Annotated in this window: 7 protein-coding genes; 6 read left to right on the top strand and 1 reads right to left on the bottom strand. The window is 73.1% G+C overall.

What is annotated here, in order from left to right:
• From ACFP3U_RS27990 to ACFP3U_RS27965, 6 genes are all read left to right on the top strand, one after another.
• Nucleotides 1–4,437, top strand: a 4,437-nt coding sequence (locus tag ACFP3U_RS27990) for a type I polyketide synthase (protein WP_380228487.1), incomplete at its 5' end; no start/stop codon positions are given.
• Nucleotides 4,438–4,485: 48 nt separating this feature from the next.
• A complete protein-coding gene (locus ACFP3U_RS27985; RefSeq protein ID WP_380228486.1) occupies nucleotides 4,486–5,172 on the top strand; it encodes a class I SAM-dependent methyltransferase in 687 nt (228 codons plus the stop codon).
• 84 nt (nucleotides 5,173–5,256) lie between these two features.
• Nucleotides 5,257–5,769 carry an SRPBCC family protein gene (locus ACFP3U_RS27980; RefSeq protein ID WP_380228485.1) on the top strand — a complete coding sequence of 171 codons (513 nt, stop codon included), beginning with the start codon at nucleotides 5,257–5,259 and terminating at the stop codon, nucleotides 5,767–5,769.
• Nucleotides 5,770–5,823: 54 nt separating this feature from the next.
• Nucleotides 5,824–7,665 (top strand): asparagine synthase (glutamine-hydrolyzing), encoded by a 1,842-nt coding sequence (asnB, locus tag ACFP3U_RS27975; RefSeq protein WP_380228484.1) that lies wholly within the window; start codon nucleotides 5,824–5,826, stop codon nucleotides 7,663–7,665.
• An 11-nt stretch (nucleotides 7,666–7,676) separates the two neighbouring features.
• Entirely contained in the window at nucleotides 7,677–8,450 is a 774-nt protein-coding gene (gene ubiG / locus ACFP3U_RS27970) for a bifunctional 2-polyprenyl-6-hydroxyphenol methylase/3-demethylubiquinol 3-O-methyltransferase UbiG (RefSeq protein WP_380228483.1), read from the top strand.
• Nucleotides 8,447–10,216 (top strand): FAD-dependent monooxygenase, encoded by a 1,770-nt coding sequence (locus ACFP3U_RS27965; RefSeq protein WP_380228482.1) that lies wholly within the window; start codon nucleotides 8,447–8,449, stop codon nucleotides 10,214–10,216. The genes ubiG and ACFP3U_RS27965 overlap by 4 nt, the downstream gene beginning before the upstream one ends.
• Nucleotides 10,217–10,335: 119 nt before the next feature.
• On the opposite strand, the gene ACFP3U_RS27960 is transcribed toward ACFP3U_RS27965, so the two are convergent.
• The gene (locus ACFP3U_RS27960; RefSeq protein WP_380228481.1) at nucleotides 10,336–13,320 is read right to left on the bottom strand and encodes a glycoside hydrolase family 48 protein; all 2,985 of its coding nucleotides are present in this window, start codon (nucleotides 13,318–13,320) and stop codon (nucleotides 10,336–10,338) included.
• Nucleotides 13,321–13,406: the final 86 nt, after the last annotated feature.

The following is a 13,406-nucleotide window of genomic DNA, read 5'->3' as shown; positions in this document are numbered from 1 at the left end:
ACCCCCTTCCTCACCCCCGGCACCCACCCCGACCTCCCCACCTACCCCTTCCAGCACCGCCGTTACTGGGTGGACACCGTCGGGACGGGCACGCCGATCGCCGAACCGGACGAAGGCGCCGCGGATTCGGCCGGGGCGCAGCTGCGCCGACGCCTGGCCGAACTGGCCGAGCCCGACCGCGAGCGTCTGCTGCTCGACCTGGTGGGGTCCCACGCGACCGCCGTCCTCGGCCTCACCGTTCCGATCCCGCCGGGAAGCTCCTTCCACGAGCTGGGATTCGTCTCGCTCACCGCGGTCGAGCTGCGCAACCGGCTGATCGCCGCCACCGGCCTCCGGCTCCCGGCCGCCGTCGCCTTCGACCACCCGACGCCCGAGGCCCTGGGCCGCCACCTGCTCGCCCAACTCGCCGGCACCGAACCGTCGGTCGACGACGCCCCGCACCTCCCCGCGGCGACCGCCGACGACGAGGAGCCCATCGCCATCGTCGCCATGGCCTGCCGCTACCCGGGCGAGGTGCGCAGCCCCGAGGACCTGTGGCGGCTGGTCGCGGACGGCCGCGACGCGATCACGCCGTTCCCCGAGAACCGGGGCTGGGACCTCGACAACCTCTACGACCCCGACCCCGAGCGCCCCGGCCGCACCTACGCCCGCGAGGGCGGCTTCCTCCATGACGCCGACCGCTTCGACGCCGCCTTCTTCGGCATCGGCCCGCGCGAGGCCCTCGCCATGGACCCGCAGCAGCGGCTGCTGCTGGAGACCTCCTGGCAGGCCTTCGAACGCGCCGGCATCGACCCGGAGTCCCTGCGCGGCAGCCGGACCGGCGTCTTCGCCGGCAGCAGCGGCCAGGACTACCACCTGCTGGCCCAGGAACGCCCGGACGACCTGGAGGGCTATTTGCTGACCGGCAACGCGGCCAGCGTCATCTCCGGTCGGCTCGCCTACACCTACGGGCTGGAGGGGCCGGCCCTGACGGTGGACACCGCGTGCTCCTCGTCCCTGGTCGCCCTGCACCTGGCCTGCCGGTCGCTGCGCGCCGGCGAGAGCACGCTCGCGCTCGCGGGGGCCGTCACCGTGCTGTCCACGCCGCAGGCGTTCATCGGCTTCAGCCGGCAGCGCGGACTGGCCCCGGACGGCCGGTGCAAGCCGTTCGCCGCCGCGGCCGACGGCACCGCCTGGGGCGAGGGTGCGGGTGTGCTGCTGCTGGAGCGGCTGTCCGACGCCCGCCGCAACGGGCATCCGGTGCTGGCCGTGATCCGGGGCTCGGCGACCAACCAGGACGGCGCGAGCAACGGCCTGTCCGCGCCCAACGGTCCCGCCCAGCAGCGGGTCATCCGGCAGGCCCTGGCCAGCGCCGGGCTGGCGGCGGACGAGGTGGACGCGGTCGAGGCGCACGGGACGGGCACGCCGCTCGGGGACCCGATCGAGGCCGAGGCGCTGCTCGCGACGTACGGGCGTGACCGGTCGGCGGAACGGCCGCTGTGGCTGGGCTCGGTGAAGTCGAACATCGGGCACACCGCGGCGGCGGCCGGGATGGCGGGCGTGATCAAGATGGTGAAGGCGATGGAGCACGGCCTCCTGCCGCCCACCCTGCACACCGACGCCCCCACCCCGCACGTCGACTGGTCCTCCGGTGCGGTCGCCCTGCTCACCGAGCCGGTGGCCTGGCCGGAGGGCGGCCGTCCCCGGCGCGCGGGCGTGTCCGCCTTCGGCATCAGCGGCACCAACGCCCATGTGATCCTCGAACAGGCCCCGACGGTGCCCGAACAGGCGCCCCTGCCTGCCGCGTCCGGGGACGGCGTGTCCGGGAACGACGCGCCCCTGCCCGCCGCGTCCGGGGACGACGCGCCCCCGCCGCTCGTCGCCTGGCCGGTCTCGGCCCGCGGCACGGCCGCCCTGCGTGGCCAGGCGGAGCGCCTGCGGGACCACCTCGCCGAGGCGGCCCCCTCCGCCGAGGCCCCCGCCGTCACCCCCACCGCCGTCGGGCGCTCGCTGGCGCTGTCCCGGGCCGCCCTGCCGCACCGGGCGGTCGTGCTCGGCCGCGACCTGCCCGAACTGCGGGCCGGACTCGACGCGCTGGCCACCGACGGCACCACGCCCGGAGTGCTCCGGGGCACCGTGGCCCCCGGCCGGGTCGGCTTCCTCTTCCCCGGCCAGGGCAGCCAGCGGCCCGGCATGGGCCAGGGCCTCCACCAGGCCCATCCGGTCTTCGCGCAGGCGCTGGACGAGGTGTGCGAGCAGCTGGACCAGCACCTGGCCGAGCCCGGGCGCCCGGCGCTGCGCGACGTCCTGTTCGCCCCGGAGGGCACCCCCACGGCCGCCCTGCTCGACGAGACCGTGTTCACCCAGGCCGGGCTCTTCGCCGTCGGCCTGGCGTCCTTCCGCCTCCTGGCGTCCTGGGGCGTGACGCCCGACTACGTCGGCGGCCACTCCGTCGGCGAACTCACGGCGGCCTGCGCGGCCGGCGTGCTGACGGTGGAGGACGCCTGCCGCCTGGTCGCCGCGCGCGGCAGGCTGATGCAGGACTCGCCGGGTGGCGGCGCGATGGTGGCCGTCGAGGCATCCGAGGACGAGGTGCTACCGCTGCTGGCGGGCCGGGAGGACCAGCTCGGCATCGCCGCCGTCAACGGGCCGCGCGCCATCGTGCTCTCCGGCCTGGCCGAGGCGGTCGAGGAGGTCGCGGCCGTCCTCACCGCACGTGGGTGCCGGACGAAGCGCCTCCGGGTCACCCGGGCCTTCCACTCGCCGCTGATGGACGGTGTGCTGGACCGCTTCCACGAGGCGGCGAGCGGGCTCGCGTACCGGCCGCCGCGGATCCGGCTGCTGTCGAACCTGACCGGCGGGCCGGCCTCGGCCGAGCAGGTGTGCACCCCGGAGTACTGGGTCCGGCACATCCGGGAGGCGGTGCGCTTCCACGACGGACTGCTCCGGATGGCGGAGGACGGCGTGACCACCTTCCTCGAACTCGGCCCCGGCGGCGTCCTGTCCGCCCTGGTGCGGGGCGCGCTGGCCGACCGGAGCCCGGCTCCGGCAGCGCTGCCGCTGCTGCGGTACGGCCGGCCGGAGGCGGACAGCGCGCTGACCGCGCTCGCCGGTGCCCACGTCCGTGGCGTCCCGGTGGACTGGGCGGCCGTCCTCACCGACTCCGGTGAGGGCCGGGTCGCCCTGCCCACCTACGCGTTCCAGCGCCGCCGGTTCTGGCCGAAGGGCGTCACCGCGGTCGCCCAGCCCACCGAGCACAGCGCCGAGGTGCCCGCCACCGCGCCGGGCTCCCCCCGTACGCCCGAAGCGGAGACCGCCGAGCGGCCGCAAGTACGGCTGTCCACCCTCAGCCCGGCCGAACGCGGCCCGTTCCTCCGGGAGTTGGTGGCCGCAGAAGTGGCCGCCGCGCTCGGTCACGCCTCGACCGAGGACGTGGAGACCGGTCTCAGCCTGCCCGAGCTGGGGCTCGACTCGCTCGCCGCGACCGAGCTGAGCGCCACCCTCCAGGCCGCCACCGGGCTGGAGCTGCCCGCCACGGCGGTGTTCGAGCACTCCACGCTCGACGCCCTCGCCGCCCACCTGCTGGCCCGGTTGGACGCCGAACCGACGCCGCCGACCGGTCCGTCCGGCGGCCTGCTGGCCTCGCTCGCACCGCGTGCGGCGGAGCTGGGCCGGTTCGCGGAGTTCACCGAACTCCTCACCGCCGCCGCGCGGTTCCGCGACACCTTCGACAGCCCGCCCGCCGCGCCAGGCCGACCGGCTCCCGTCCGCCTCACCCAGGGCCCGGCCGCGCCCCGCTTCTTCTGCTTCCCCTCGTTCGCGAGCAGGTCCGGCGCGCACCAGTACGCGCGGCTCGCCGCCGCCGTGGGCGGCCGGCACGAGCTCTGGGCGCTGCCCGCTCCCGGCTTCGCCGCGGGCGAGCAACTCCCGGCCGATCTCGACGCGTTGGTGCGCCTGCACGCCGAGGACGTCGAACGGCTGGCCGCCGGGCAGCCGTTCGCACTCCTGGGCCACTCGGCCGGCGGCTGGATCGCGCACGCCGTGGCGGCGCGCCTGGAGGAACTCGGCGCCCTCCCGGTGTCGGTCGTCCTGCTGGACAGCTACCGGCCCGGCAGTGCCATACTTCCCCGCATCCAGGCGGAGATCGCCGCCCAGCTGACGGACGGTCGGATTCCCGCCGGGAACCTGCTGGACGACGTCTGCCTCACCGCGATGGGCGGCTACGCCCGGCTCTTCGAGGCCTGGCAGCCCCGGCCCCTGGCCACGCCCACGCTCCACCTGCGCGCCGCCCGGCCGCTGCCCGGTTTCCCCGCCGCCGACTGGCAGGCCTCCTGGCCGGCTCCGCACACCGGGGCCGAGGTACCGGGCGACCACTTCACGATGACCGGCGAGCACAGCCCCAGCACCGTGCACGCCGTCCTCGACCGACTCGGCCGGCTCGCCGAGCCGGTCGCCTGACCGTCCCGACCAGCACGATCTCCGATTCCCGACGAAGGTGAGCAGAACATGAGCACTGACAACAGCCAGCAGCCCGCCGCCCTGGACCAGGCCGTCCACGACGGCATGGCCCCCTACCACCGCCGCGCGCTGACCTTCTACGACCTGATCGTCTTCCGCGGCAGCGCTCCGCTGTTCTGGCGGTGCTCGCCGCAGAACTTCCGGCAGATGTACACCGACTGCGTCGGCGCGAAGCACCTGGAGATCGGTGTCGGCACCGGCTACCTGCTGGCGCACGCCCGGTTCCCGGTGTCGAACCCGCACATCACGCTGGCCGACCTCAACCCCAGCACGCTCGACTTCACCGCCGAGCGGCTCGCGCACTTCAGGACCACCAAGGTGGTCGCCAACGCCCTGGAGCCGCTGCCGGTGCCCGCCGAGAGCCAGGATTCGGCCGCCCTGAGCTTCCTGCTGCACTGCATCCCCGGCAGCCTGCGCGAGAAGGGCGTGGCCATCCGGCACGCGGCCGCGGCCGTGAAGCCCGGCGGCACGGTCTTCGGCAGCACCGTGCTGTCGAAGGGGGTCCCGGTCACCCGGGCCGGCCGCTGGCTGATGGACAACCTCAACGCGAAGGGCGTCTTCCACAACGACCAGGACGACCTGGAGGACCTGCGCGACCAGCTGAAGCAGTCCTTCGACGACTTCGACCTCGTCGTGCGCGGCTCCGTCGGCCTGTTCCGGGCCCGCAAGGGCTGAGCCGTGAGCTCCGGCCCCGTCCTGCCCGACCCCGTTCCCACCCCGCCCCGACCCGCTGACCCGTTCCCGGAAGGACCCGACGCCATGGCCACACGCTGGTACCCGATCGAGGAGGCCGACGACTCGCTCTTCGCCACGGCCAAGCTCTACCACGCCCGTACGGTGGAGGTGCCGTTCTCCGTGGAGGAGACCTGGGCGGCCCTGACCGGCGACGGCGTGTCCAGCTGGACGAAGGGGATGCGGCGCCTCACCTGGACCTCGCCCCGTCCGTTCGGTGTCGGCACCACCCGCGAGATCGAGATGGACGGTGACTTCACCCTCCGCGAGCGCTTCTTCCGCTGGGAGGAGGGCACCCGCAAGACCTTCTCCGCGACCGAGGCGACCCGCCCGATCTTCCGTCACCTGGTCGAGGACTACGTGGTCGAGCCGACCGAGAACGGCGCCCGGTTCGGCTGGCGCTGGGCGGCCGAGCTGAACAGCCCGTGGTCGTTCCTCCAGGGCCCGCTGGACCGCTTCTTCTTCGCCCCCACCGGCCGCTCGCACATCGACGGCCTGCCCGCGTACATGGCCTCCCGGCACGGCGCCGCGCACCGCTGACCGCCCGGCCCACCCCCGCCCCCCGAACGAAAGCCCGAACGAAAGAAGAACCGAATGTGCGGGATCGCCGGCTGGATCTCCTTCCAGCACGACCTCGAACGTGAACTCTCCACCCTGACCGCCATGACCGACACCATGGCCTGCCGCGGTCCGGACGCCGCCGGCACCTGGCTGTCCCCGCACGCCGCGCTGGGCCACCGCCGGCTCGCGATCATCGACCTGACGGGCGGCGTGCAGCCGATGGTGGTCGAGACACCGGACGGCCCGGTCGCCATGACGTACAGCGGTGAGGCGTACAACTTCACCGAGCTCCGGGACGAACTCCGCCGCCGGGGGCACGAGTTCCGCACCTCCAGCGACACCGAGGTGGTGCTGCGCGGCTACCTGGAGTGGGGGCAGGGGATCGCCGACCGGCTCAACGGCATGTACGCGCTGGGCATCTGGGACGGCCGCGTGGACAAGCTGGTGCTGCTGCGCGACCGGCTGGGCATCAAGCCGCTCTACTACTACCCGACCGCCGACGGCGTGCTGTTCGGCTCGGAGGCGAAGGCCCTGCTCGCCCACCCGGCGGTGGACCCGGTGGTGGACACCGACGGCTTCCGTGAACTGTTCGGATTCGTCAAGGCCCCCGGCCGCGCGGTCTGGGCGGGCATGCACGAGGTCAAGCCGGGCACCATGGTGACCGTCGACCGCTCGGGCCTGCGCGAGCACGTGTACTGGCGACTGGAGGTCGCCGAGCACCGGGACGACACCGCGACCACCGTCGCGCACGTCAGGGAGCTGCTGGAGGACAGCGTGGCCCGGCAGCTGGTCGCCGACGTGCCGCAGTGCGTGCTGCTCTCCGGCGGCCTCGACTCCAGCGCCCTCACCGCCCTGGCCGGCCGCCGCCTGGCGGCCCAGGGCGAGCGGGCCCGCACCTTCACCGTCGACTTCGAGCAGCCGGACGCGTTCCGCCCCGACGAGCTGCGCGGCTCGCAGGACGCGCCGTTCGCCCGCGCGGTGGTCGAGCACGTCGGCACCGACCACCACGACATCCGGCTCGACCACCAGGCCCTGGCCGACCCCGAGGTGCGCCTGGCCACCGTGACCGCCCGCGACCTGCCGTTCGGCTTCGGCGAGGCGGACAACTCGCTGTACCTGCTGTTCAAGGCGATCCGCCAGCACTCGACGGTCGCCCTGTCCGGCGAGTCGGCCGACGAGATCTTCGGCGGCTACCCGTGGTTCCACCTGCCGGCCGTCCAGCAGGTCCCGATGTTCCCGTGGGTGACCGCCTCCGGGCTCGGCCCGCGCAAGCACCCGACCAAGCTGATCGACGCCGAGCTGCTGCTGAAGACCCTCGACGTCCCCGGCTACTGGGCGCAGCGCTGGAACGAGTCGGTCGCCGACATCCCGGTGGTGGACGGCGAGGACGCGCACGAGCGGCGGATGCGCGAGTTCTGCCACGTGCACCTGACCAGCCTGCTGGGCCTGCTCCTGGACCGCAAGGACCGGATGAGCATGGCGGTCGGTCTCGAGGTGCGCGTGCCGTTCTGCGACCACCGCCTGGTGGAGTACGTCTACAACACCCCTTGGGCGATGAAGACCTTCGACGGCCGGGAGAAGAGCCTGCTGCGCGCCGCGGTGCGGGACGTCCTGCCCGGGTCGGTGGTGGAGCGGGCGAAGGCCCTCTACCCGCACACCCAGCAACTCGCCTACGTGGGGCAGTTGCAGCGGCAGGTCGGCGACCTGCTGTCGGGCGACCACCAGGCGGTCGCGTTCTTCGACCGCGCCGCGCTGACGGCGGCCGCGGGTGCCCGGCCCGAGGCCGTCGACCGGGACGAGCGCGAGGCCTTCGAACGCGTCCTCGACCTGGCCGTCTGGCTCGACCTCTACCGTCCGACCGTCAAGATCTCCTGAGGAGTCGCATCATGCCCGTCGACAACGACGTCTACAACACGCATTCCTGGTGGCAGGACGACCAGCCGTTCGCCGCGCTGGAGGCCTTCACCCCGGCCCGGTTCGACTACTTCCGGGACGTCCTCACCAACAAGCTGCGGCTGGAGCTCGCGGGCCTCAAGGTGCTCGACGTGGGGTGCGGCGGCGGCCTGCTGGCCGAGCTCTTCGCCGGCGCCGGGTGTCTGGTCACCGGCGTGGACCCCTCGGGCCCGTCCCTGGAGGCCGCGGGCGAGCACGCCCGGCAGTCCGGTCTCGAGATCACCTACCAGCAGGGCTTCGCCGAGGAACTCCCCTTCCCCGACGGGACCTTCGACCTGGTGTACTGCTGCGACACCCTGGAGCACGTGACCTCGGTGGACCAGGCGGTCGGCGAGGCCGTGCGGGTGCTCAAGCCGGGCGGCCACTACCTCTACGACACCATCAACCGGACCTTCCGGTCCAAGCTGGCGATGATCAAGATGGCGCAGGACTGGAAGTCCGTCAGTTTCGCGCCCAAGGACCTGCACGACTGGAAGAGCTTCATCAAGCCGGCCGAGCTCCACGCGGTCTTCCGCAAGCACGGCCTGACCAATCAGGACCTCGTCGGATTCGCCTCCAACCGGCCGCAGTTGGAGCTGCTGAAGGCGATGCGCAGCAGGGCCCGGGGCGAGATCACGTACGGCGAGCTGGGGCGGCGGTTCGAGCTCGGTGTGCACAAGGACACGTCGGTGATCTACGCCGGCTACGCACGGAAGGCCGCGAAGTGACCACGACCACCACCCCCGACGTCCGCGTCCCGGTCCTGATCGTCGGCGCCGGTCCGGCCGGCCTGACCGCCTCGTTGGCGCTCTCCCGCTACGGCGTCGCCCACCTGCTGATCGGCAAGTACCCGGGCACGGCCCACACCCCCCGGGCCCACCTGCTGAACCAGCGCACCGGCGAGATCCTGCGCGACCTCGGTGTCGAGGAGCAGGTGGCGGCCGAGGCGACCCCGAGCCCGCTGCTGGCCAACCACGTCTTCATGTCGACCTTCGCCGGCCCCGAGGTGAGCCGGCTGGACGCCTACGGCAACGGCCCGGACCGGATCGGCGACTACCTGGCGGCCAGCCCGAGCACGATGTGCAACCTCGCGCAGCACCTGCTGGAGCCGCTGCTGGTCGAGCAGGTCCGGCAGGCCGGGGTCGGTGAACTCCGCCTCGGGCAGGAGTTCCTGAGCCTGGAGCAGGACGAGGACGGCGTCACGGCCGTGGTCGCCGACCGGCAGTCCGGCCTGGAGTACACCGTGCGCGCCGACTACGTGATCGGCGCCGACGGTGCGCGGAGCCGGGTGATGGAGCAGGCCGGACTCACCGTGGAGGGCCTCACCGGGCTGGCCAAGGTCGCCTCGGTCTGGTTCGAGGCGGACCTCTCGCAGTACTGCGCCGACCGCCCGGCCATCCTGTACATGGGCGCCGTGCCCGGCAACCCGCCGGAGGACGGCCGGGTGTTCGTCAGCATCCGCCCCTGGAACGAGTGGGTCTACCTGCGCTTCCTCGACCACGGCGCGGAGTTCGACCGCGACGACCACGAGGAGATCCTGGCGCACATCCGGGAGAGCATCGGCGACCCGTCCGTCGACATCCGGATCAAGAACGTCTCGCCGTGGGAGGTCAACGCGGTCGTCGCCCCCCGCTACGCCAACGGCCGGGTGTTCTGCGTCGGCGACGCGGTGCACCAGATGCCGCCGACCAACGGCCTCGGGCTGAACTCGGCGGTCGCGGACTCCTTCAACCTCTCCTGGAAGCTGAAGCTGGTGCTGGACGGCGCGGCCTCGCCCGCGCTGCTGGACACCTACCAGGCCGAGCGGCTGCCGGTGGGCGGCCAGATCGTCGACCGCGCCGTCCGCAGCATGATGGACTTCCTCGGCATCCCGGCGGCCCTGGGCTTCACCGCCGGGCAGAGCGCCACCGAGCAGTGGGAGCTGCTGCGCGGCCTCGGCGACGACACCGAGGAGGCCGCCGCCCGGCGCGCCGCGCTGGCCGAAGCGACCGACCGGATCAACTACCAGGTCAACGCGCACGGCGTCGAGATCGGCTACCGCTACCGCGGCGGTGCCCGGGTGGACGACGGCACGCCCGAGCCGGTCAACGACCGGGACCCGGAGCTGTACTACCAGCCCACCACCTGGCCCGGCGCGCGTCTGCCGCACGCCTGGCTGGAGGACGGCGGCCGGCGCCGCTCCACCTTGGACGTGGTCGGCCGGGGCCGTTTCGTCCTGCTCACCGGCCGCGGCGGCGACCGCTGGCACGACGCCGCCCGCGAGGCCGCCCGGCTCACCGGGGTGCCGGTGACGGTCCGCACGATCGGCTCCGCCGAGGGCCTGCGCGACCCGTACGGGGCCTGGGAGCGGCTGCGCGAGGTCGACGCCGACGGCGGCGTCCTGGTCCGGCCGGACGGGCACGTGGCCTGGCGCGCCCGGACCGCCGGCTCCGCCGACGAGCTGCCCAAGGTGCTGGCCGAGCTCCTGCACGCCCCCGCCGGCCCCGCGGCCTGACCCTCCCGCCGGGTGGCCCCTCCCCACCGGGGGGCCACCCGGCGCGAAGTCGCGGCCCCGGCTCCGCGGACTAGCGCGGAACCGGGGCCGGACCAGGAGCCGGGGCCGGGGTGGCCCGGTCAGCTGCCGGGGTTCACCGTCGGGAACAGCTGGGCGAAGGTGTCGAAGGCCGTGGCGATGTCCGCCTGGGCCCAGAACCGGTGGTAGTTGAAGGTCGGCGCGGCGCCGCCGTCGAGGTAGGCCTGCACCTTGGACCACTGCGGGTCGCTGGTGTACCAGGGGCGGAGGGACAGGAAGGTGTTGCTGGACGAGCTGATCTTGGTGCCGTCCGGGTAGGTGCCGGTCCAGCCCGGCGGGATGTACGGGCCCTGGTGGGTGGTCGCCGAGTACGCCTCGGTGAAGCGGCTGTAGTCGGCGCGGGTCTCGGGGGCCGAGTAGCCCAGGTTGTCGGTGTACTTGGCGTGCAGGGTGTCCAGGATGTTCTGGGCGAACTTCTGGGCGCCGCTGCTGCCGGACTTGGCCGCGTAGTACGCGAGGGTCTTGGCGAGCGAGCCGGCCACGCCGACGTCGGTGGCGCTGCCGCTCGCGGTGACGTGCAGGCCGGTGTTGCCCCCGGGGCTGGTGGCGCTCCAGGTGTCGGGCGCGCCGGTCCAGGTGAGCTTCTCGGGGGTGGTCAGGGTGCCGGTGGCCGGGTCGGCCTTGGAGACCGACATCGCCCAGGGGATCCACTTGTCGAGGATGGCCTTCGCCCGGGTGTCGCCGGTGGTGTAGTAGTACTCGGCGAACCGCTCCATCGACCAGGTCTGGAACCCGAACCACTGGTTGGAGGCGGGGTCGTGGTACTCGGGCTGCCAGTCGTAGTACAGGCCGTAGAAGGTCGGGTCACCGGCCGGCGGCGGCGCGTCGTCGCCGTAGTTCCCGCCCCAGCTGTTGGTGGCGCCGCCGGCGATGCCGCCCTCGGTGGACTGCAGCCACTGGAAGAACTGGAGCTGCTTGTCCAGGCTGCCCGCCCAGTCGGTGGCCGCGCTCGGCGAGAGCGGCTTCAGGCCGGGGTCGTTGGCGAGCACCCAGGCGGCCATCGGGTTCTGGTAGCCCTGGTGGGCGGCGGAGCCGGAGATCCGCCACGACCAGCTGCCGTCGGCCGCCCCGCCCCAGGCGAAGTACCAGGTGAGCAGGCCGAGTTGCTCGTTCGCCTTGGAGCTGCCGGCGGGGCAGGTGGTGGATCCGAGGCAGTTGCCCGCCTGCTTGAAGTACTTGTCGTAGAGCGAGTACCGCAGGTAGTCGCCGAGCTTGGCGGCCTTGTCGAGGGTCGCGGTGATGGCCGCGCTCTTGCCCTGCGACTTGGCGAACTGCCCGGCCCAGTAGGCGGCCTGGATCAGCCGGGCGTCGGCGTCGGGCGCGTCGGTGTACTTGTACTGCTTGCTGTACGAGCCGCCGCCGTCGTTGAACAGGCTGAGGAAGCCGGAGCTGCTGTTGCCGTACTTGAACACGTCGCAGTCGGGCTGCGGCACGGTCTCCCAGACCGACTCCTCCGGGCCGCGCTGGAAGGTGTTGATCAGGCTGGGCTTGGTGGTGCCGTCCTCGCACTGCCCGAAGCCGTACTTGTTGTCGACGTCCAGCAGCCAGGCCGGGGCGTAGATGTCCGGGCTGTTGTAGGCGGTCTTCAGCTCGGCCGAGAGCGGGTCGGTGCCGACCGGCACATTGGGGTTCAACTTGACCGGGTACTGGTCAGGTTGGGCCTTCTCGGGGCCGTACTGACCGGGCTTGGCCGGGTTGTAGGTGCTCTGGCCCGGCTGCTGGGCGTGGCTGGGGATCAGATAGGTCTCCAGGTTGGTCCAGGCGTTGTTGAAGCCCGTCCAGTCCCCGGTGACCCGGCCGTAGTCGGCCTCCAGCCAGAGCCAGTAGCTGTACGTCTCGGAGGTGGTCTCGTGGCCGTAGTCGGGCGCCTCGACGATCAGGGTCTCCACCGAGTGGTACGGGATGCCCTGCGGGCTGAAGTAGCCGTTCGCCGGGTTCTTGATCTTGCTGTAGAGGTCCAGGAAGTACTGGGCGTAGCCCGAGGCCTTCGCCGCCTCGGTCACCTTGACGGCGGCGGAGCCGAAGCCGGTCGCGGTGGCGGTGAAGGTGGCGGTGCCGCCGACCTGGGCCGGGTCGGTGCCGGCCGCGATGGTGACGGTCTGCGGGACGTTCCAGTTGGCGGGGGTGAAGGTGAGGGCGGCGCCGGAGGTGACGCTCAGGTCCGGGTTGCTGCCCGAACGGGTCACCGCCACGGTGGTGTTGGCGGTCGGCGCCTGGGAGAGAGCGACGGTGAAGGTGCCGGTGCTCCCCTGCTGGACGGCGAGCGTGGCCGGGTTGACCAGGAGGCTCGGCCCGGCCACCTTGATCGCGACCGGGCTGGAGGTGGTGGTGGCGCCGGCGTCGTCGGTGGCGACGGCGGTGACCGAGTAGTCGCCCGCCGCCACGCTCGCCCAGTTGACGGTGAACGGCGCGGTGGCGTCGGTGCCGATCAGGGTGTTGCTGCCGGCCGAGGTCGAGGCGTAGAAGTCGACCTTGGAGACCGTGCCGTCGGTGTCGGCCGCGGTGGCGGACACCGGCACGGTGGAGCCGGGGGTGAAGGTCTGCCCGGCGGCCGGGGAGGTGAGCGAGACGGTCGGGGGCTGGTTGGCGCCGCGGCAGGGGGTGCCGTTGACCGTGAAGGCGGTGGGGGCGGTGTTGGCGCCGCTGTAGGCGAAGTTGGCGCCGGTGGTGAAGCTGGCCCCGGGGTCGATGGTGGCGGCGTAGCCGGGGTTGGTGACGGTGACGGTCCGTCCGCTCTGGCTCCAGGTGCCGTTCCAGCCGTTCTGCAGGGTCTGGTTGCCGGCGTAGGTGTAGCCGAGGGTCCAGCCGTTGATCGCGGTGGTGCCGGTGTCCGTGATGGTGATGTTGGCCGTGAAGCCGCCACCCCAGTCGTTGACGGCGTAGTTCACGCCGCAGGACAGGCCGGCGGCGGCTGCCGGAGTGGGCACCGCGAGGACGCCGCCGGCCGCGCCGGTCAGGGCGAGCGCGGTGGCCGTCGCGGTGATGGCGAGCCGGGTTCTCCCGGCACGCAGGGCTTTGCTGCGCATGCACGTCCTCCAGTTGGGTGGGGGTTTCCGCCGCGCGGGTGGGGGGTGGCGCGGCGGACGGAGGTGTTGCGTGCGATCGTGGGGCG

The organism is Kitasatospora misakiensis (genome assembly GCF_042656005.1).
GTDB lineage: Bacteria > Actinomycetota > Actinomycetes > Streptomycetales > Streptomycetaceae > Kitasatospora > Kitasatospora misakiensis.
Note: the sequence above shows the minus strand (reverse complement) of the source record. Positions and strands in the feature narration are given on the sequence as shown.